The organism is Streptomyces sp. NPDC048623 (genome assembly GCF_040650755.1).
In the GTDB taxonomy this organism is placed as follows: Bacteria; Actinomycetota; Actinomycetes; order Streptomycetales; family Streptomycetaceae; genus Streptomyces.
This window is the reverse complement of record NZ_JBEZHV010000012.1, coordinates 167,805-188,292: the sequence shown is the minus strand read 5'-3', so window position 1 is coordinate 188,292 and position 20,488 is coordinate 167,805. Positions and strand designations below refer to the sequence as shown.

The following is a 20,488-nucleotide window of genomic DNA, read 5'->3' as shown; positions in this document are numbered from 1 at the left end:
GACACTGGTAACCCTAAACTTCAACGTTAGGGTTTGGGTCGGCGTCATGGACCGCCCCAATCGGCATCCGTCGTCGCGACGCGTCAACCACCGCGAAGCGGCGACACGTAACTCGAGGCGAGAGGCCTTCGACGTGGCAGCACCGCAGAACTACCTCGCAGTCATCAAGGTCATCGGTGTCGGCGGCGGTGGTGTCAATGCCATCAACCGAATGATCGAGGTCGGTCTCAAGGGCGTCGAGTTCATCGCCATCAACACCGACGCGCAGGCACTGTTGATGAGCGACGCCGACGTCAAGCTCGACGTCGGCCGTGAACTGACCCGCGGCCTCGGCGCCGGGGCCAACCCGGCCGTCGGCCGCAAGGCGGCAGAGGACCACCGCGAGGAGATCGAGGAGGTCCTCAAGGGGGCCGACATGGTCTTCGTCACCGCCGGCGAGGGCGGCGGCACCGGCACCGGCGGCGCACCCGTCGTCGCCAACATCGCGCGCTCGCTCGGCGCCCTCACGATCGGTGTGGTCACCCGCCCGTTCACCTTCGAGGGCCGCAGGCGCGCCAACCAGGCGGAGGACGGCATCGCCGAGCTCCGCGAAGAGGTCGACACCCTCATCGTCATCCCCAACGACCGGCTGCTCTCGATCTCGGACCGCCAGGTCTCCGTGCTCGACGCCTTCAAGTCGGCCGACCAGGTGCTCCTCAGCGGTGTCCAGGGCATCACCGACCTCATCACCACCCCCGGTCTGATCAACCTCGACTTCGCCGACGTCAAGTCGGTCATGTCCGAGGCCGGTTCCGCCCTGATGGGCATCGGCTCCGCCCGCGGCGACGACCGCGCCGTGGCCGCCGCCGAGATGGCGATCTCCTCGCCGCTCCTGGAGGCGTCCATCGACGGCGCCCGCGGCGTGCTGCTCTCCATCTCCGGCGGCAGCGACCTCGGTCTCTTCGAGATCAACGAGGCCGCTCAGCTGGTCAGCGAGGCCGCCCACCCCGAGGCGAACATCATCTTCGGCGCCGTCATCGACGACGCCCTCGGCGACGAGGTCCGGGTCACCGTCATCGCGGCCGGCTTCGACGGCGGTCAGCCGCCGGCCCGCCGCGACAACATCATCGGCTCGGTCTCCGCCAAGCGCGAGGAGCCGGCCCCGGCCCCGCGCATCGCCGAGACCCCCCGCCCGCTCGGCGGCCTCGGCACGGTGACCCCGCGCGAGGAGCAGGCCGCCCCGGTCGAGCCCGCCCCGGCGATCAGCGAGACCACGCTGCCGCCCGTGGCCCCGCCGGTCGTTCCGCCGGCCCGCCCGTACCCGGACACCCAGGCCGAAGAGCTGGATGTCCCGGACTTCTTGAAGTGACACGTTGATAGGGCAGCGTTACGAGACGAGCGGCGCGCACTTCGCCTTCACCGACCGGTGGGGCGGGGTGAGCGCCGTTCCGTACGAGGAGCTCAACCTCGGCGGCGCGGTGGGCGACGAGCCCGCGGCCGTCCTGGCCAACCGGACCCTGGCGGCGAAGGAGCTCGGGCTCGACCCGGCGCGGGTCGTCTGGATGAACCAGGTGCACGGCGCCGATGTGACCGTGGTCGACGGACCGTGGGCCTCGGACGGGATCCCGTGCGTGGACGCGATCGTCACGGCTACCCGGGGGCTCGCCCTCGCGGTGCTGACCGCGGACTGCGTCCCGGTCCTGCTCGCCGACCCGGTCGCCGGGGTCGCCGCCGCCGCCCACGCCGGGCGGCCCGGCATGGTGGCGGGCGTCGTGCCCGCCGCGGTCGCGGCGATGGTGAAGCTCGGCGCCGACCCCGCCCGTATCACCGCCCGCACCGGACCCTCGGTCTGCGGACGCTGCTACGAGGTGCCGGAGCGGATGCGCGCCGAGGTGGCCGCGGTCGAACCGGCCGCGTACGCCGAGACCTCCTGGGGTACCCCGGCCGTCGACGTGGCCGCCGGGGTGCACGCCCAGCTCGCCCGGCTCGGAGTCCGGGACGTTTCGGACGCCGGGGTCTGCACCCTGGAGTCCGGTGACCACTACTCGTACCGCCGCGACCGCACCACGGGGCGACTCGCGGGATATGTCTGGTTGCAGCGAGAAGAGACATGACCGACCTGACCGACCGCAAGTCCGAACTCGCCGCCAACCTCGCCCGGGTGGAGGAGCGCATCGGTGCCGCGTGCGCCGCCGCCGGGCGGGCGCGGGACGAGGTGACCCTGATCGTGGTCACCAAGACCTACCCCGCGAGTGATGTACGGCTTCTGCACGAACTCGGTGTGCGTCATGTGGCGGAGAACCGCGACCAGGACGCCGCGCCGAAGGCCGCGGCCTGCGCCGACCTCGATCTCACCTGGCACTTCGTCGGCCAGCTGCAGACCAACAAGGTCCGATCCGTGGTGGGTTATGCCGATGTGGTGCAGTCCGTCGACCGTTTGAGGCTCGTTTCCGCGCTCTCCGCCGCCGCGGAGAAGGCGGATCGTGAACTCGACTGCCTGATCCAGGTCGCCCTCGACGTCGAGTCGGGCGAGCGGGGTGCCCGCGGCGGGGTCGGTCCGGACGGGATCGAGGAGTTGGCGGCCGCGGTGGACGCGGCCCCCGGACTGCGGCTCGGCGGACTGATGACGGTCGCCCCGCTCGCCGGTCCGTACGCCGGGCGGCAACGTGCCGCCTTCGACCGGCTGATGGATTTGTCGACTGTCCTGCGCGCGACTCGTCCAACTGCGAACATGGTGTCAGCAGGGATGAGTGCGGACCTCGAAGAGGCCGTGGCGGCCGGAGCGACACACGTACGCATCGGTACGGCGGTACTCGGAGTCCGCCCGAAGCTCGGGTAACGTCGCGAAGCAGGTCGGACCACAGCAGAAAATATGGTCATTCCGCCGAGCAGGCGGGGGGACCCGTGGATCGCGGGCACTTGGTGACACTGCGACATTCGGTTAGGCGATCCACCACTGAGCGGAGGATGCAGAGAATGGCCGGCGCGATGCGCAAGATGGCGGTCTACCTCGGCCTCGTGGAGGACGATGGCTACGACGGCCGGGGATTCGACCCCGACGACGACTTCGAACCCGAGCTGGAGCCGGAGCCCGAGCGCGACCGGCGCCACCAGCCCCCTCGGCAGATCGAGCGGGAGGAGCCGGTACGGGTCGTGCAGCCGCCCGCACCGCGCGAGCCTGTCGCTCAGTCTGTACCGGTACACGCGGAAAGCGGACGTCCTGCCCGAATTGCCCCCGTGGCATCCATCACACCCGAACGTCCCAGCCTGGAGAAGAACGCACCGGTGATCATGCCCAAGGTCGTGTCCGAGCGGGAGCCGTACCGCATCACCACGCTGCACCCGCGGACCTACAACGAGGCCCGTACCATCGGGGAACACTTCCGTGAGGGCACTCCGGTGATCATGAACCTCACAGAGATGGACGACACGGACGCGAAGCGACTTGTCGACTTCGCCGCCGGACTCGTGTTCGGGCTCCATGGCAGCATTGAGCGCGTGACGCAGAAGGTGTTCCTGTTGTCGCCTGCTAACGTCGATGTCACGGCGGAGGACAAGGCCCGCATCGCAGAGGGCGGATTCTTCAACCAGAGCTGAGAACACGAGACCGAGAACGGCCGGCCGCACCGCGCGACCGACCGGACAAGCAAGAGCACGAGAGCCAGGGGAGAGGGAACCGCGGGATGGGTGTCGCACTGGATGTGGTCTACATCGCGCTGACGTGCTTCCTCGTCCTTCTGATCTTCCGGCTGGTCATGGACTACGTCTTCCAGTTCGCCCGGTCATGGCAACCCGGCAAGGCGATGGTGGTGGTCCTCGAGGCCACCTACACTGTGACCGATCCACCGCTCAAGCTTCTGCGGCGGCTGATCCCGCCGCTGCGCCTCGGGGGCGTGGCACTCGACCTGTCCTTCTTCGTTCTGATGATCATCGTGTACATCCTGATCTCCATCGTGAGGTGATGGTGGAGGGAACTGTGGACGATACGGTCTTGCCGACTGCCGACGACTACGTAGAGGTGAAGAAGAGATGGCGCTGACCCCCGAGGACGTGCGGAACAAGCAGTTCACGACCGTCCGCCTTCGAGAAGGCTATGACGAGGACGAGGTCGATGCCTTCCTCGACGAGGTCGAGGGCGAGCTGACGCGACTGCTCCGCGAGAACGAGGACCTGCGCGCCAAGCTGGCCGCCGCGACCCGTGCCGCCGCGCAGAACCAGCAGCAGGGCATGCGCAAGCCGCCCGAGCCGCAGGATCGTCCCGTCGGTCCCGGCGCTCCCGTGCCCGCCGCCATATCCGGACCGCCGGCGCAGCAGCAGGGCCCCATGCAGGGCCCGCCGCAGCTGCCCTCCGGTGCTCCCGCGCTTCCCCCCGGCCCGATGCAGGGCGGCCCCATGCAGGGTGGTCCCATGCAGGGCGGGCCCATGGGTCCCGGCCCGATGCAGGGCGGCCCGATGGGTCCCGGCCCGATGCAGGGCGGCCCCATGGGTCACCCGCAGCAGCAGCCGATGGCCCCGGCGCCGCAGGCGCCCGGTGGCGACAGCGCCGCTCGCGTGCTCTCGCTCGCGCAGCAGACCGCCGACCAGGCGATCGCGGAGGCCCGCTCCGAGGCCAACAAGATCGTCGGCGAGGCGCGCTCGCGCGCCGAGGGCCTGGAGCGCGACGCCCGCGCCAAGGCGGACGCGCTGGAGCGGGACGCGCAGGAGAAGCACCGCGTCGCGATGGGCTCCCTGGAGTCCGCCCGCGCGACCCTCGAGCGCAAGGTCGAGGACCTGCGGGGCTTCGAGCGTGAGTACCGGACCCGCCTGAAGTCCTACCTGGAGTCCCAGCTGCGTCAGCTGGACTCCCAGGCGGACGACTCGCTGGCCCCGCCGCGCACCCCGTCCGCCCCGTCCCTGCCGCCGTCCCCGTCGATGGCCCCGGCCGGCGCCGGTGCCCCGTCCTACGGCGGCAACGGCCCCATGGGCGGCGCCCCGTCCTACGGCGGCCAGCAGCAGATGACCCCGGCCATGACCCAGCCCATGGCCCCGGTCCGCCCGCAGGCCCCGCAGCCGATGCAGCAGGCTCCGGCGCCGATGCGTGGCTTCCTGATCGACGAGGACGACAACTGAGGCCGGCGGATCAACGCGTGTTGAACGCGTAGCCGTCGTCGGCAGTCCTGAAGGGCCGGCCCCCTGGTTTCGGGGGGCCGGCCCTTCGGCGTGCGGGGAAGTGGGCCGCGCCCCGCGACAGTCCGCCGGACACGGCGAAGGGCCCGGCCCCCTCACGGGAGCCGGGCCCTTCGGCCTGTGCGCTACGCCTTGCGGAGGCGGAACGTGAGGGACAGGGACTCGTCCTCGAACGGCGAGCCGTACGAGTCGTCGGCCGGGCCCTCCGCGTAGTCCGTGGAGAGGACCTCGTCCGCGATCAGGGTCGCGTGGGCCGTCAGGGCCTCCGTCGTCTCCGCCGAGGGGGAGGACCAGCGCAGGGCGATGCGGTCCGCGACGTCGAGGCCGCTGTTCTTGCGGGCCTCCTGGATGAGGCGGATCGCGTCACGGGCCAGACCGGCCTTGCGGAGCTCGGGCGTGATCTCCAGGTCCAGGGCGACCGTGGCGCCGGAGTCGGAGGCGACCGACCAGCCCTCGCGCGGGGTCTCCGTGATGATGACCTCCTCCGGGGTGAGGACGATCGTCTCGCCGTTCACCTCGAGAGTCGCCTCGCCGGAGCGGAGGGCGAGGGACAGAGCGGCCGCGTCGGCCACGGCCACCGCCTTCGCCACGTCCTGCACGCCCTTGCCGAACCGCTTGCCCAGCGCCCGGAAGTTCGCCTTCGCCGTCGTGTCGACCAGCGAGCCGCCGACCTCCGACAGGGAGGCGAGCGAGGAGACGTTCAGCTCCTCGGTGATCTGCGCCTGGAGGTCCTCGGACAGGTCCGAGAAGCCCGTCGCCCCCACCAGCGCGCGCGAGAGCGGCTGACGGGTCTTCACGCCCGACTCGGCACGCGTCGCACGGCCCAGCTCGACCAGGCGGCGGACGAGCAGCATCTGCTCCGACAGGGCCGGGTCGATGAGGGCCGCGTCCGCCTCCGGCCAGGTGGCCAGGTGGACGGACTCGGGGGCCTCCGGCGTCACCGGGACCACCAGGTCCTGCCAGACCCGCTCGGTGATGAACGGGGTCAGCGGGGCCATCAGCCGGGTCACCGTCTCCACGACCTCGTGGAGGGTGCGCAGCGCCGCCTTGTCGCCCTGCCAGAACCGGCGGCGCGAGCGGCGCACGTACCAGTTCGACAGGTCGTCGACGAAGGCCGAGAGGAGCTTGCCGGTGCGCTGGGTGTCGTACGCCTCCATCGCCTCGGTCGCCTCGGCGACCAGCGTGTTCAGCTCGCCCAGCAGCCAGCGGTCGAGGACCGGGCGGTCGGCCGGCGCCGGGTCGGCGGCGGACGGCGCCCAGCCGGACGTACGGGCGTACAGCGCCTGGAAGGCGACCGTGTTCCAGTACGTCAGGAGCGTCTTGCGGACGACCTCCTGGATCGTGCCGTGGCCGACCCGGCGCGCCGCCCACGGCGAGCCGCCGGCCGCCATGAACCAGCGCACCGCGTCGGCGCCGTGCTGGTCCATCAGCGGGATCGGCTGGAGGATGTTGCCGAGGTGCTTGGACATCTTGCGGCCGTCCTCGGCGAGGATGTGGCCCAGGCAGACCACGTTCTCGTACGAGGACTTGTCGAAGACCAGCGTGCCGACCGCCATCAGCGTGTAGAACCAGCCGCGGGTCTGGTCGATCGCCTCGGAGATGAACTGCGCCGGGTAGCGGCTCTCGAACAGCTCCTTGTTCTGGTACGGGTAGCCGTACTGCGCGAACGGCATCGAGCCCGAGTCGTACCAGGCGTCGATGACCTCCGGCACGCGGACGGCCTCCAGGGAGCAGCCCTCGGCGGAGCACGTGAAGGTGACGTCGTCGATGAACGGGCGGTGCGGGTCCAGGCCCGACTGGTCGGTGCCGGTCAGCTCGGTCAGCTCGGCGCGCGAGCCCACGCACGTCAGGTGGTCGTCCGCGCAGCGCCAGATCGGCAGCGGGGTGCCCCAGTAGCGGTTGCGGGAGAGCGCCCAGTCGATGTTGTTGTTCAGCCAGTCGCCGAAGCGCCCGTGCTTGACGGAGTCCGGGAACCAGTTGGTGTTCTCGTTCTCTTCGAGCAGGCGGTCCTTGACGGCCGTCGTACGGATGTACCAGGACGGCTGCGCGTAGTAGAGCAGCGCCGTGTGGCAGCGCCAGCAGTGCGGGTAGCTGTGCTCGTACGGGACGTGCCTGAAGAGCAGGCCGCGCGCGTCCAGGTCGGCGGTCAGCGCCTCGTCGGCCTTCTTGAAGAAGACGCCGCCGACCAGCGGCACGTCCTCCTCGAAGGTGCCGTCGGGGCGGACCGGGTTCACGACCGGCAGGCCGTACGCCTTGCAGACCTTGAGGTCGTCCTCACCGAAGGCGGGGGACTGGTGGACCAGACCCGTACCGTCCTCGGTCGTCACGTACTCGGCGTTGACGACGTAGTGCGCCGGGACGTCGAAGGGGATCAGCTCGAAGGGCCGGTCGTAGGTCCAGCGCTCCATGTCCTTGCCGGTGAAGGACTCGCCGGTGGTCACCCAGCCCTCGCCGAGCGCCTTCTCCAGGAGCGGCTCGGCGACGACCAGGCGCTCGTCGCCGTCCGTGGCGACCACATAGGTGACCTCGGGGTGGGCGGCCACGGCCGTGTTGGACACCAGGGTCCACGGGGTGGTCGTCCAGACGAGCAGCGCCGCCTTGCCGGCCAGCGGGCCGGAGGTCAGCGGGAAGCGCACGTACACGGACGGGTCGACGATCGTCTCGTAGCCCTGCGCCAGCTCGTGGTCGGACAGGCCGGTGCCGCAGCGCGGGCACCAGGGGGCGACGCGGTGGTCCTGGACGAGCAGGCCCTTGTCGAAGATCTGCTTGAGCGACCACCAGACCGACTCGATGTACGAGGGGTCCATGGTGCGGTACGCGTCGTCGAGGTCCACCCAGTAGCCCATGCGGGTGGTCAGCTCGGCGAAGGCGTCGGTGTGGCGGGTCACGGACTCGCGGCACTTGGCGTTGAACTCGGCGATGCCGTACGCCTCGATGTCCTTCTTGCCGGAGAAGCCGAGCTCCTTCTCGACGGCGAGCTCGACCGGCAGGCCGTGGCAGTCCCAGCCCGCCTTGCGGGCCACGTGGTACCCGCGCATGGTGCGGAAGCGGGGGAAGACGTCCTTGAAGACGCGGGCCTCGATGTGGTGCGCGCCGGGCATGCCGTTGGCGGTCGGCGGGCCCTCGTAGAACACCCACTCGGGGCGTCCCTCGGACTGCTCAAGCGTCTTGGCGAAGACCTTGTTGTCGCGCCAGAAATCGAGCACTCCGTGCTCGAGCGCGGACAGGTCTACCTGGGCGGGTACCTGGCGGTACTGCGAAGACATCGATCTTCCTCCGGCGGATGTGCCTCGTTCCGTCCGGAGGGACGAGAGCACTGCTCCCGCGGTACCACCCTCCTTGGCCCCGGGCGCGGACGCCCTGAGCCCCCTCATTGGGGTCGCGACGCCGGGTCTAGTCGCCACGGGCCCTCGCGGTCCCGCGGCTTTCTTCCGGCAGCTCCGGGGTGATGCTTCACCTCGCGCTCGCCCCCGGGCTCGCACCGTCCCCGGGTCGCTCATGGCTGCGTACGACGCTACTCGTCCCCATCCAAGCCTTTCGCTCCGCCCAGTGTACGGGGCGGGGGCGACAGCGGCCGACCGTATTTCCGCGGGATTCCCCGTGACCCGAATGGGCACACGGCCCGGCGCGGACTTCCGCTGCGGCCAAGTGGGGGAGGAGCGGCGCGGATAACCCGCCGGGGAGCTGGGCACAACCGAGGCAGGTCCGCCCCGCCGGGCGCCGGGGCGGGCGGAATGGGCGGCGTGCCCCGTTGCCGCGGGCCTTGGGCCGATTTATCGTCCCAGCACGATTCGCGAGCAAGATCACAATATGTGAAGGGGCCGCGACATGGTGGCGAAGAAGACCGCCGCGAAGAAGACGACGGCCACGAGAACGACGACGAAGACCCCGGCCGCGAAGGCACCGGCCGGGAAGAACGGGAAGAAGACGACGGCCGTGAACGCCACGGCCGCGAAGAGGACGACCGAGAAGAGTGCCGCGGAGAAGACCGCGGCGGAGAAGACCGCGGCGAAGAAGACCGCCGCCAGGAAGAGCGGCACGAAGAAGACGGCCGCCACGAAGAAGACGGCGGCCGGCAAGGCACCCGCCACGAAGGCGGCCGCGAAGACGACGGCCGCCAGGAAGACGGCCGCGCCGACGAACCGGAAGACAGGAGCCAGCACGGTGGCAGCGAAGAAGACCGCGGGTGGCGGTGTCACGACGGCCGGCGGGACGGGGGCCGCGGTGCCCCAGGCCCGGGCCGGAGAACTCGCCGTACGCCCCGGTGAGGAGCCGTGGACCCCCGAAGAGGTCGCCGAGGCCCGCAGCGAGCTGACGGCGGAGGTGCTGCGGCTGCGCAGCGAGCTGGTCCACTCCGAGGAGGAGCTGACCGGTCTGATGCGCGACTCCGGCGACGGCGCCGGCGACGACCAGGCCGACACCGGCACCAAGAACATCACGCGCGAGCACGAGCTCGCCCTGGCGGCGAACGCCCGCGAGATGCTGGAGCAGACCGAGCACGCCCTGGAGCGGCTCGACGCGGGCACGTACGGCCTGTGCGAGGTCTGCGGCAAGCCGATCGGCAAGGCCAGGATGCAGGCCTTCCCGCGCGCCACGCTCTGTGTGGAGGACAAGCAGAAGCAGGAGCGCCGGGGCTGACGGCGCCGGAGGTGGGTGCCGTACCCTCGGTGCACATCAGGCACCTAGGTTGAGGGACTCACGTGGCAGAGGCGGAGAGCGTCATCGGTACGCCGGATTCAGCAGGGGCCGACGAGACGGCCGTTCCGGAGGAGCGGCCGCAGCCCAGGGGGAAGCGGAAGATCGCCGCGCTGTTCGTGGTGGCCGTGCTCGCCTATCTCCTGGACCTCGGCAGCAAGATGCTCGTGGTGGCCGAGCTGGAGGGGCACGAGCCGATCAAGGTGATCGGCGACCTGCTGCGCTTCGAGGCCATCCGCAATCCCGGTGCCGCCTTCGGCATGGGCGAGGCCTTCACGATCATCTTCACGGTGATCGCGGCCGTGGTCATCGCGGTGATCATCCGGCTGGCCCGCAAGCTCTACAGCCTGCCCTGGGCGATCGCGCTCGGCCTGCTGCTCGGCGGCGCGCTCGGCAACCTCACCGACCGGATCTTCCGCTCGCCCGGCGTCTTCGAGGGCGCGGTCGTGGACTTCATCGCACCCAAGGGCTTCGCCGTCTTCAACCTCGCCGACTCGGCGATCGTCTGCGGCGGCATCCTCATCGTGCTGCTCTCGTTCCGGGGCCTGGACCCCGACGGCACCGTCCACAAGGACTGACCGCCGGGGGCGGCGTCGTCCACAGGGACCGACCGCCGGGGACGGCGCACCTCCGGCACAAGGCATACTCGAACGGTGAGCACGAGTCCCGAGATCCGCACGCTGCCCGTACCCGACGGCCTGGAGGGCGAGCGCGTCGACGCCGCCATCGCCCGTATGTTCGGGTTCTCCCGTACCAAGGCGGCCGAGCTGGCCGCCGCAGGCAAGGTCCAGGTCGACGGCGCCGTCGTCGGCAAGTCCGAGCGGGTCAGCGGTGGCGCGTGGCTCGAGGTCGAGATGCCCGGCGCGGCCGCCCCGGTGCAGATCGTGGCCGAGCCCGTCGAGGGCATGGAGATCATCCACGACGACGACGACATCGTCGTGATCATGAAGCCGATCGGGGTCGCCGCGCACCCCAGCCCCGGCTGGACCGGCACCACCGTGATCGGCGGTCTGGCCGCCGCCGGCTACCGGATCTCCACCTCCGGCGCCGCCGAGCGCCAGGGCATCGTGCACCGGCTCGACGTCGGCACCTCCGGCCTGATGGTGGTGGCGAAGTCGGAGTACGCGTACACCTCGCTGAAGCGCCAGTTCAAGGAGCGCGTGGTCGACAAGCGCTACCACGCCCTGGTGCAGGGCCACCCGGACCCGCTGAGCGGCACCATCGACGCGCCCATCGGCCGGCACCCGAACCACGACTACAAGTGGGCCGTGACCGCCGACGGCAAGCCGTCCGTGACCCACTACGACCTCATCGAGGCCTACCGGGCGGCCTCGCTGCTCGACATCAAGCTGGAGACCGGCCGCACCCACCAGATCCGGGTGCACATGTCGGCCCACCGGCACCCCTGCGTCGGCGACCTCACCTACGGCGCCGACCCGACCATGGCCAAGCGCCTCGGCCTGACCCGGCAGTGGCTGCACGCCGTCCGGCTCGGCTTCGAGCACCCGGCCGACGGGCAGTGGGTCGAGTTCGCCAGCTCCTACCCGGCCGACCTGCAGACCGCCCTCGACCGCATCGAGGCGGAGAGCCGGTGAGCGCCGCCGGAGCGTCCGCGTACGCCGTCAGGGAGGCCGTGGCCCAGGACGACCGCGAGGCCTGCTTTGCGGTGCGCCGCGAGGTCTTCGTCGTGGAGCAGGGCGTTCCGCAGGAGATCGAGTACGACACGTACGACGCGACCGCCGTGCATGTGCTCGCGGTCCGCGCCGACGGCCTGCCCCTGGGCACCGGCCGGCTGCTCCTCGGGGCCGACGCGACCGGCAGGACCGGCGCCGACGCCTCGGTGGGCTCCCTCGGCCGGCTCGCGGTGAACAAGGCCTCGCGCGGCCTCGGGGTCGGCGCGGCGCTGGTGCGCGCCATCGAGGAGGCGGCCCGGGAGCGCGGGCTCGCCGCCGTCGACCTGCACGCCCAGACCCACGCCCTCGGCTTCTACGAGCGGCTCGGCTACGAGGCGTACGGCCCCGAGTTCCTCGACGCGGACATGCCGCACCGGGCGATGCGAAGGGCTCTGTAGCCGGACAGGCCCTCGTCCTCCGCGAGGGCATTCCCGGGCGAAACGGGCGCACGTGACAGGGTAGGGCCGTGGATCAACTGGCCCTGCTCTTCCTGCTGCTCCTCGGCGCCGTCCTGACCGTGCCCCTCGGGGACCGGCTCGGGCTGCCGGCCCCCGTCCTGATGACCCTCATCGGGATCGTCCTCGCGTTCCTGCCCTTCGTGCCGAACGTCGACGTCCCGCCCGAGTTCATCCTGCCGCTGGTGCTGCCGCCGCTGCTCTACGCCTCGGCGCAGCGCACCTCCTGGCGCCAGTTCGCGGCCAACCGGCGCCCGATCTTCCTGCTCGCGGTGGCGCTCGTCTTCGTGACCACGGCCGCCGTCGGCGCCGTCGCGGACGCCCTGGTGCCGGGCATCCCGCTGGCCGCCGCGCTGGCCCTGGGCGCGCTCGTGGCGCCGCCCGACCCGGTCGCGGCGACCGCCGTGGCGGGCTCGCTCGGGCTGCCGCGCCGGCTGGTGTCGATCCTGGAGGGCGAGGGCCTGTTCAACGACGTCACCGCGATCGTGCTCTACCACGTGGCGATCACGGCGGTGGTCACCGGCCACTTCTCCTGGCCCGACGCCCTGGGCGAGCTGATCCTGTCGGCCGTCGTCGCGGTCGTCGTCGGCCTCGCCCTCGGCTGGGCCGCCAACAAGCTGATGGGCTTCCTCGCCGACGCCACCCTGCAGACCGGCCTCACCCTGCTCGTCCCCTTCGTCGCGTACGTGATCGCCGAGGAGCTGCACGGCTCGGGCGTGCTCGCGGTCCTGGTCACCGCGCTCTTCCTGGCCGAGTACGCGCTCGACGCCGACGACGTGATGGGACGGCTCGCCGGGCAGACCTTCTGGGAGATCGTCGAGACCCTCGTCACCGGCATCGCCTTCGGTCTGATCGGCCTGGAGCTGGTCCATGTCTTCGGGGTCGCCGAGGGGCGCGGCGGGGAGATGCTCGGCTGGGGCGCGGCCGTCGTCGGCGTGGTGGTCGTGGTGCGGCTCCTGTGGCTCCTGCCCGCCGCCTGGGTGGCGAAGAAGCTGCACGACCGGCGGGACTACGCCGAGGAGATCCCGATGAGCTGGCGGGAGTCCGTCGTCATGTGGTGGGCCGGGATGCGCGGGGTGGCCTCGGTGGCGCTGGCGCTCGCCATCCCGCTCCGCACCCGGGACGGCGCGCCCTTCCCCGGCCGCGACGAGCTGATCTTCATCGCCTTCTGTGTGATCCTGACGACCCTGGTGCTGCAGGGCCTCACCCTGCCGTGGCTGGTCAAGCGGCTCGGTGTGAAGGCCGACACGGACGCCGAGCGGGCCTTCGAGCGGGACCTGGCGATCCGGGCGGCGAAGGCCGCCAAGCGGCGTCTGAAGGAGATCGCGGAGGTGGAGGACCTGCCGGAGGAGGTGGCCGAGCGGCTGCAGCGCGGCGCGTTCGACATCGGGGCCCGGATCAGTCCGGACATGGTGGACGACGAGCGGCGGGCCGCGTTCACGCAGCGCGTGGAGCGCGCGAAGTCGGTGCACCGGATCCAGCGGGAGCTGATGTCGGCGGCCCGGCACGCGGTCCTCTCGGCACGCAGCGAGCCCGGGGCGGACCCGGAGGTGGTGGACCGGGTGCTGCGCGACCTCGACGTGCGCAGCATGCGGTGAGGGCGGGGTGGCCGGTCGGAGGCGTCCGGCCGCCGGTGGCAGGATGGGGCGCATGGACATCATGCTCTTCCACTCCGTCCACGGGCTCACCCCGTCCGTGACCGCCGCCGCCGACCGGCTCCGGGCCGCCGGACACCAGGTCTGGACGCCGGACCTCTTCGACGGACGGACGGTGGAGACCACCGAGGAGGGCGTGGCGCTCCGGGACGAGATCGGCAAGGACGAGCTGCTGAAGCGGGCGGTGCTCGCCGCCGCCCCGTACTCCGAGCGCGGTCTGGTCTACATGGGGCTGTCCTTCGGCGCCTCGGTCGCGCAGACGCTGGCGCTCGGCGACGCCAAGGCGCGCGGGCTGCTGCTCCTCCACGGCACCTCGGACATCGCCGAGTCGGCCGCCGTGGACGAGCTTCCGGTGCAGCTGCACGTGGCGGAGCCGGACCCGTTCGAGACGGACGACTGGCTGTCGGCCTGGTATCTGCAGATGTGCAGGGCCGGGGCAGACGTGGAGGTCTACCGCTACCGCGGCGCCGGGCACCTGTACACCGACCCGGAGCTGCCGGACTACGACGCGGAGGCGGCGGAGCGGACCTGGGCGGTGGCCCTGGCCTTCCTCGACAGCCTCTAACTCACCCGGTGGCACAAAGGGGTGTGGCCCCCCGGGACTCCGCCGAGTCCCAGGGGGCCACACCCTTGTGCGCGCGGGCGATCCGCCGGACGCTCCGTCAGGCGCGGTACGCGGTCCAGGCGTCGTTCATCCGGGTCACCTGGCCCGAGGTGAACTGGTACATGCAGGCGTCGTAGGTGTAGTCCATGAAGTTGTGGATCGGGTCCACACCGGTCTTGCTGGCGCACGAGTCACGGCCGGTCGGGCACTGGTAGGCCGCGCTCTTCTCGGCCGGGGTGTCGGAGACGTAGTCGCCGTTGCCGTTACAGCCGCCCTGGAAGGTGTGGTAGAGGCCCATCCAGTGGCCGACCTCGTGGGTCGCGGTGTCGCCCTCGGCGTAGTTGGTGGCCGTGCCGCCCGGCAGGGAGGCGTCGAGGATGACGACACCGTCCATGGAGGGGCTGGAGTTGTAGGAGGACGGGAAGGTCGCCCAGCCGAGCAGACCGCCGCCGAGGTTGGCGGTGTAGATGTTCAGCGCGTTCGCGCCGCCCTTGCGCAGGGTGGACTTCATGTCCTTCTCGGCCTGCGAGCCGGAGGACAGGTTGTACCAGGTCGCGTTGTCCGTGTAGTCGGTCGCGGCCAGGGTGAACTGGAAGCCCGAGTCGACGTTGCCGGTGCCCTGGCCACTGTAGGCGGCGTTGAGGACGGCCAGCTGGTTGCTGACGTCGGTGGAGGTGAGCTTGCCCGTCGTACCGCTGTGGATCACGTGGAAGTAGACCGGGATCGAGACCGCGGTGGCGCCGAGGGTCGCGGAGGGGCTGAGACGGCTGTCGGTCCAGCGGGCGGCGACCTTCTTCTTCAGGTCCGCGTCCATGGCCAGGGCCTGGGCGGCGGTGACCTCGTTGGGCTCGGCCTTGGTGGCGTTGCCCTTCGCCTTGCGGGCGCCCGACAGGGTGGCCGTGCCGTCGGCGCACTTCTCGGCCGAGGCCAGGGTGGTGGTGCCGGCCGACGGGGTGGCCGCCGGGGCGGAGAGGGGGGCCAGGGCCAGGGTTCCGGCCATCACGGCGGTGCCGAGAATGCGACGGGACATACGCGGCGATATACGTGCAAGAGCGCGCACGGGGGACTCCTCGTGGGGGTGGTGGGGAGGCACTTCCTCGCCACGGCGGGGAGATTACGCGTCCATGTCATATGTCGTTGAGGGTCGATCAAGCCCAATCAATCAGCGGGCAAATCAGGGCATGCGGAAGAAAAACTCGCGCCGATTCCGGAGTTTGAGACGCGGGCGTAACAGAAGAAGTGGCAAAGGCGGGTGGTGTGTCCGGATTCGCTGCTCCGAACTCACCACCCGCCGTAGCCGTGTGATCTCCCGTTAACAAACGGGATCTTGGCTGAAAATCGTCGGTCAGATGACCGGCTGGTACACCCGCTCGACACGCTGCGTTCCGTTCAGGGTGCGATACGAACGCGCCCAGGCCGCCGTCGCGTTCCGGTCCGCCCGGTTCGAGACCGTGTAGTAGTCCATCTGCGAGCGCTCGGCGGTCACGTCGAGCACGCCGTACCCGTGGTGGTCCATGTCCACCCACTTCACATGCCGGTTGGCCGTCTTCACCGCCGCCGAGGCCACCACCGAGAGGGTGCCCGGCGCCACGTGCAGGATGTCGTCCAGGTTGTCCGAGGTCACCGAGGTCACCACGAACTCCGTCGCCGCCGAGGCCGACAGCGGGTACGTCGAGGCCTTCACCGGCACGTCGTTCGCCCAGGCCATGTGGATGTCACCGGTGAGGAAGACCGTGTTGCGGATGCCCCGGGACGTCAGGTGCCCGAGGAGCTCCTTGCGGTCGTCCGTGTAGCCGTCCCACTGGTCGACGTTGACCGCGAGCCCCTCCTCGGGCAGCCCGAGCAGCTCCGCCAGCGGAGCGAGCAGATCGGCCGGAAGCGCGCCGAAGGCCACCGGCGAGATCATCACCGAGGTGCCCACCAGCTGCCAGGTCGCGTCCGATGCCGACAGACCCGACTTCAGCCAGTCCAGCTGCGCGCGCCCGGTGATCGAACGCTCCGGGTCGTCCACCGTGCCGCTGCCCACGCTCGCCTGCTGCGAGCGGAAGGAGCGCAGGTCGAGCAGATGCAGATCGGCCAGCCTGCCGAAGCGCAGCCTCCGGTAGACCGTGCCCTCGGTGGAGGTGCGCACCGGCATCCACTCGAAGTAGGCCCGCTTGGCCGCCGCGACCCGGTCCGCCCAGACGCCCTCGGCGCCCGGCGTGTGGTTCTCGGCCCCGCCCGACCAGGCGTCGTTGGCGAACTCGTGGTCGTCCCAGATCGCCACGATCGGGTGCGCCGCGTGCAGCGCCTGCAGATCGGCGTCCGTCTTGTAGGTGGCGTGCCGCAGCCGGTAGTCGGCGAGCGAGGTGATCTCGTGCGCCGGCTGGTGCTGCCGGACCCCGTACTTCGCCTCCGGGTACGCGCCGGCGGCGTACTCGTAGATGTAGTCGCCGAGGTGGAGGATCGCGTCCAGGTCGCTGCGGGCGGCCAGGTGACGGTACGCCGAGAACCAGCCCGCCTCCCAGTTGGCGCAGGAGACCACGCCGAAGCGCACGCCGGGACCGGCCGCGTCGGCGGCGGGTGCGGTGAGCGTGCGGCCGGCCGGGGAGGTGGTGCCGCCCGCGGTGAAGCGGTACCAGTACGGGGTGGCCGGCTTCAGCCCCCGTACGTCCACCTTCACCGTGTGGTCGGCACCCGCGGAGGCGAGGGTGCTGCCGCTCGCGACCGTACGGGCGAAGCCGCGGTCCTCGGCCAGCTCCCAGCCGACCGTGACATCGGGGCCGTTGCCTGAGCCGGGCAGGGCGTCGGGGGTGGGGGTGACGCGCGTCCAGAGCAGGACGCCGTCGGGCAGCGGGTCGCCCGAGGCGACACCGTGCAGGAAGGCGGGTGCCCCGGCGTCCGCGAGCGCGGGCGAGGCGGCGGCCGCCAGCGCCGGCGCGGCGACGGCGGTGACGGCGGCGGCCTTCACCACGGAGCGGCGGCTGGGGACGGATATGTGGTTACGACGACTGGTCACGGGCCGTCAGATTACTGACTGGTAGAGCGAACGGGCAGACCTCTGCACAATGTTCGCCGACTCTTCTTCCGCCGTTCCGCCGCGCCCGTGCCCGTCCCCCGCCGCGCCCGTGAGGGGTCAGGCCTTGAGGGCCTTGTCCACGGCTGTGGTGAACTGCTCCACCGTCAGCGGCGGGTTCTCGCTGCCCTCGGCGGTCACCGCCTTGCCGTCCATCTTCAGCGTCGGGGTGCCGCGCACCCCGCTGTTGTCGAAGGCCTTCGACATCTTCATCGCCCAGGAGTCGAAGGTGCCGTTCTCGACGTTCTTACGGAACTCCGCGTTGCCCTTCAGCGCCGGGACCGAGTCCGCCGCCTTCAGCAGATACGAGTCCTCGGCGAACTTGTCGTCGCTCTCCTCCGGGTGGAACTCGGCGGAGTACAGCGCAGCCTTGTACTTCAGGAAGGCCTCCGGGCTCACGTCCAGGGCCGCGCCGAGCGCCGACAGCGCGTTCTTCGAGCCCTCGCCCTGGTCGGAGTTGTCGATGAAGGTCGCCCCGATGTACTTCAGCTTGTACTTGCCGTCGGCGACGTCCTTCTCGACCGTGGCGCCCACGCCCTGCTCGAAGGTCGCGCATACCGGGCAGCGCGAGTCCTCGTAGATCTCCAGGGTCTTCTTCGCCTCGGGCTTGCCGATGACCACGGTGGTGCCGTCCGCGCCCTCGGTGTTCTTCGGGGCCGTGATGTCCTTCGCGTCCGAGGCCGCCTCCCAGCCGGACGGCTTGCCGGCCTGGACGACGGCGAAGCCGACGCCGCCGGCGACCGCGAGGATGCCGAGCGCCGAGGCGGCGACGACCACCTGACGGCGGACCTTGTCCTTCCTGGCCTGCTTCTCGCGCTCGGCGCGCAGCCGCTCGCGGGCGGCGGCCTTGCTGGACTGGCTGTTGCGCTTGCTCATGCTGAAGATCTCCGTGACTCGGGAGGAAGAAGAAGGGGGGACTGCGCGTGCTGCTCAGACGAGAGCGAGCACGGGCGGTCCCCGCCGTCCCACGGAGTGCGCGAACAGCCGGGTGCCGGACCGGCGCGGCCGGTCCACGGGGTGCCCGGCGCGCCGCGGCAGGGCCACGGCGGTACGGAGGAAGGCGGCCACCACGAGCAGCGGCCGGAAGGTGGCGGCCACGGCCGCCCGCAGCAGCCGGGCCAGGGCCCGCTCGCCGCCGCGCAGCCAGGAGGCCGCGGTCAGCCCGACCGCCACATGGGCGGCGAGCAGCAGCCAGGGCACGGCCGGGTCGGGGGAGGAGAGCAGAGCCGCGGCCGTGTCGCTGCCGGGCGCGGCCACACCGGGCAGCGGGGCGCCCAGGGCGCCGCCGCACAGTGCCTCCACGTCGAACCCGACGGCGCGCAGCGACCCGGCGACCGGGCCGCCGGCGGGGCCGTAACAGGTGGTCTGTCCGCTGGTGAACAGGGTGTCGGCGGCCAGCTCCAGCGGGACCAGGAGCCCCGCGATGGGCCCGAAGCCGCGCTCGCGCCCGGCGAACGCGAAGGCCACGCCGAACACCGCGACGGCGACCGGGGCGACCGTGCCGAGCGGCAGCGGCATCCCGGACAGCAGGACGTGCGAGGCCACGGACAGCGTCACGACCAGTGCCGTGAAGAACGCCGCCCGGAGGGCTCGCAGCTGGATTCCTGCCATGTTCATCGCCGTCGAAGTGTGCCATGCCGGGACATAAGGCGACCCTAAACACCAGCTGTGAGGCGCCTCAAGGGGCCATCAGGCCCCTTGAACTCCGCGGAATTCCGCGCGCTCACGGCGCTCACGGGGCTCACCGGGCTCACGGGGCTCGCAGGACCTACAGACCGGGGATCCGGCCGTTGCGGAACAGGTCCACGAAGATCTGGTGGTCGGCACGCGCGCGTGCGCCGTACATGTGCGCGAAGTCCACCAGGAGCTCGGCGAAGCCCTCCTCGTCGGCGGCGATGGCCGCGTCGATCGCCCGCTCGGTGGAGAACGGCACCAGGGAGTGGCCGCTGGAGTCGTCCGCCGCCGCGTGCATGGTCGCCGTCGCCCGGCCGAGGTCGGCCACGGTCGCCGCGATGTCCTGCGGGTCGTCGATGTCCGACCAGTCCAGGTCCACGGCGTACGGCGAGACCTCGGCGACCAGCTGCCCCGCGCCGTCCAGCTCCGTCCAGCCCAGCCACGGGTCCGCGTGCGCCTGCAGCGCCCGCTGCGAGATCACGGTGCGGTGGCCCTCATGGTGGAAGTAGTCCCGTACCGCCGCGTCCGTCACGTGCCGGGAGACCGCCGGGGTCTGCGCCTGCTTCATGTAGATGACGACATCGTTCTCCAGGGCGTCGCTGTTGCCCTCCAGAAGGATGTTGTACGAGGGCAGGCCGGCCGAGCCGATGCCGATGCCACGGCGCCCGACGACGTCCTTCACCCGGTACGAGTCGGGGCGGGCCAGGCTCGACTCCGGCAGCGTCTCCAGGTAGCCGTCGAAGGCGGCGAGCACCTTGTAGCGGGTGGCCGCGTCCAGCTCGATCGTGCCGCCGCCGGGCGCGAAGCGGCGCTCGTACTCGCGGATCTCGGTCATCGAGTCGAGCAGTCCGAAGCGGGTCAGCGAGCGGGCCTCGCGCAGCGCGCCGAGCAGGGCGCCCTCGGCGGTCTCCAGGGTGAAGCCGGGCACCTCGTCGCTCTTGGCGCCGGTCGCCAGGTCGTGGACGCGCTCCCGGTAGGCCGCCGCGAAGATCCGCACCAGGTGGGTGATCTGGTCGTCGCTGAGCGCCTTCGCGTAGCCGATCAGCGCCAGCGAGGCGGCGAGCCGCTTGACGTCCCAGGTGAAGGGGCCGACATAGGCCTCGTCGAAGTCGTTGACGTTGAAGATCAGGCGCCCGTTGGCATCCATGTAGGTGCCGAAGTTCTCGGCGTGCAGATCGCCGTGGATCCACACCCGGCCGGTCCGCTCGTCGAGGAACGGGCCGCCGTGCGCCTCGTGCTCCAGGTCCTGGTAGAACAGGCAGGCCGTGCCGCGGTAGAACGCGAAGGCGGAACCGGCCATCTTGCGGAACTTGACCCGGAAGGCGGCGGGGTCGGCGGCGAGGAGCTCGCCGAAGGCGGTGTCGAAGACGGCGAGGATCTGCTCACCGCGCTCGGCCGCGGTGGGCTCGGGAACCGACATCGAAGGTGCCTCCTGGTGGGCGATCCGGCACGAAGAGTGGCCGAAAGTGGTGCATGACAAAAGGGACGGGTGTTCCCTGACTCCCAACGCGCGACCGTACCCCCGAGTGCCC

General features: G+C 71.1%; 18 protein-coding genes. 12 read left to right on the top strand and 6 right to left on the bottom strand.

Annotated elements, in window-relative coordinates:
- Nucleotides 1-133: 133 nt before the first annotated feature.
- The 6 genes from ftsZ to AB0C73_RS19575 all read left to right on the top strand — a co-directional run bounded on the left by ftsZ (nucleotide 134) and on the right by AB0C73_RS19575 (nucleotide 5,088).
- Nucleotides 134-1,348, top strand: a complete 1,215-nt coding sequence (gene ftsZ, locus AB0C73_RS19600; RefSeq protein WP_362531410.1) for a cell division protein FtsZ — start codon at nucleotides 134-136, stop codon at nucleotides 1,346-1,348.
- A 4-nt stretch (nucleotides 1,349-1,352) separates the two neighbouring features.
- Nucleotides 1,353-2,093 (top strand): peptidoglycan editing factor PgeF, encoded by a 741-nt coding sequence (gene pgeF, locus AB0C73_RS19595; protein ID WP_362531408.1) that lies wholly within the window; start codon nucleotides 1,353-1,355, stop codon nucleotides 2,091-2,093.
- Nucleotides 2,094-2,098: 5 nt separating this feature from the next.
- Complete coding sequence (locus tag AB0C73_RS19590; protein ID WP_362531536.1) at nucleotides 2,099-2,818, top strand: YggS family pyridoxal phosphate-dependent enzyme; 720 nt, start codon at nucleotides 2,099-2,101, stop codon at nucleotides 2,816-2,818.
- A gap of 137 nt (nucleotides 2,819-2,955) precedes the next feature.
- Nucleotides 2,956-3,576, top strand: coding sequence for a cell division protein SepF (sepF, locus tag AB0C73_RS19585; protein WP_265861641.1), 621 nt, complete (start codon nucleotides 2,956-2,958; stop codon nucleotides 3,574-3,576).
- An 86-nt stretch (nucleotides 3,577-3,662) separates the two neighbouring features.
- A complete protein-coding gene (locus AB0C73_RS19580) occupies nucleotides 3,663-3,941 on the top strand; it encodes a YggT family protein (protein WP_362531405.1) in 279 nt (92 codons plus the stop codon).
- A 67-nt stretch (nucleotides 3,942-4,008) separates the two neighbouring features.
- Complete coding sequence (locus AB0C73_RS19575) at nucleotides 4,009-5,088, top strand: DivIVA domain-containing protein (protein ID WP_362531403.1); 1,080 nt, start codon at nucleotides 4,009-4,011, stop codon at nucleotides 5,086-5,088.
- A 182-nt stretch (nucleotides 5,089-5,270) separates the two neighbouring features.
- Here the strand turns inward: AB0C73_RS19575 and ileS are convergent, their stop codons facing one another.
- Nucleotides 5,271-8,411 (bottom strand): isoleucine--tRNA ligase, encoded by a 3,141-nt coding sequence (gene ileS / locus AB0C73_RS19570; RefSeq protein WP_362531401.1) that lies wholly within the window; start codon nucleotides 8,409-8,411, stop codon nucleotides 5,271-5,273.
- A gap of 562 nt (nucleotides 8,412-8,973) precedes the next feature.
- On the opposite strand from ileS, the gene AB0C73_RS19565 reads away from it, so the two are divergent.
- From AB0C73_RS19565 to AB0C73_RS19540, 6 genes are all read left to right on the top strand, one after another.
- On the top strand, nucleotides 8,974-9,783 hold the full coding sequence (locus tag AB0C73_RS19565; RefSeq protein WP_362531399.1) for a TraR/DksA C4-type zinc finger protein: 810 nt from the start codon (nucleotides 8,974-8,976) through the stop codon (nucleotides 9,781-9,783).
- 62 nt (nucleotides 9,784-9,845) lie between these two features.
- On the top strand, nucleotides 9,846-10,418 hold the full coding sequence (gene lspA / locus AB0C73_RS19560; RefSeq protein WP_362531396.1) for a signal peptidase II: 573 nt from the start codon (nucleotides 9,846-9,848) through the stop codon (nucleotides 10,416-10,418).
- Between the two features lie 75 nt (nucleotides 10,419-10,493).
- Complete coding sequence (locus AB0C73_RS19555) at nucleotides 10,494-11,435, top strand: RluA family pseudouridine synthase (RefSeq protein ID WP_362531393.1); 942 nt, start codon at nucleotides 10,494-10,496, stop codon at nucleotides 11,433-11,435.
- Nucleotides 11,432-11,911, top strand: coding sequence for a GNAT family N-acetyltransferase (locus AB0C73_RS19550; RefSeq protein WP_362531391.1), 480 nt, complete (start codon nucleotides 11,432-11,434; stop codon nucleotides 11,909-11,911). The genes AB0C73_RS19555 and AB0C73_RS19550 overlap by 4 nt, the downstream gene beginning before the upstream one ends.
- A gap of 68 nt (nucleotides 11,912-11,979) precedes the next feature.
- Complete coding sequence (locus AB0C73_RS19545) at nucleotides 11,980-13,566, top strand: Na+/H+ antiporter (protein ID WP_362531389.1); 1,587 nt, start codon at nucleotides 11,980-11,982, stop codon at nucleotides 13,564-13,566.
- Nucleotides 13,567-13,618: 52 nt separating this feature from the next.
- Nucleotides 13,619-14,188, top strand: coding sequence for a dienelactone hydrolase family protein (locus tag AB0C73_RS19540; RefSeq protein WP_362531388.1), 570 nt, complete (start codon nucleotides 13,619-13,621; stop codon nucleotides 14,186-14,188).
- Between the two features lie 97 nt (nucleotides 14,189-14,285).
- On the opposite strand, the gene AB0C73_RS19535 is transcribed toward AB0C73_RS19540, so the two are convergent.
- From AB0C73_RS19535 to AB0C73_RS19515, 5 genes are all read right to left on the bottom strand, one after another.
- Nucleotides 14,286-15,257, bottom strand: a complete 972-nt coding sequence (locus AB0C73_RS19535; protein WP_362531386.1) for a zinc metalloprotease — start codon at nucleotides 15,255-15,257, stop codon at nucleotides 14,286-14,288.
- A gap of 315 nt (nucleotides 15,258-15,572) precedes the next feature.
- Entirely contained in the window at nucleotides 15,573-17,225 is a 1,653-nt protein-coding gene (locus AB0C73_RS19530) for an alkaline phosphatase D family protein (RefSeq protein ID WP_362531383.1), read from the bottom strand.
- A 117-nt stretch (nucleotides 17,226-17,342) separates the two neighbouring features.
- Complete coding sequence (locus AB0C73_RS19525) at nucleotides 17,343-18,158, bottom strand: DsbA family protein (protein WP_362531380.1); 816 nt, start codon at nucleotides 18,156-18,158, stop codon at nucleotides 17,343-17,345.
- 54 nt (nucleotides 18,159-18,212) lie between these two features.
- Nucleotides 18,213-18,899 (bottom strand): hypothetical protein, encoded by a 687-nt coding sequence (locus tag AB0C73_RS19520; protein ID WP_362531377.1) that lies wholly within the window; start codon nucleotides 18,897-18,899, stop codon nucleotides 18,213-18,215.
- Nucleotides 18,900-19,050: 151 nt separating this feature from the next.
- A complete protein-coding gene (locus AB0C73_RS19515) occupies nucleotides 19,051-20,376 on the bottom strand; it encodes a DUF2252 domain-containing protein (RefSeq protein ID WP_362531375.1) in 1,326 nt (441 codons plus the stop codon).
- Between the last annotated feature and the right edge of the window lie 112 nt (nucleotides 20,377-20,488).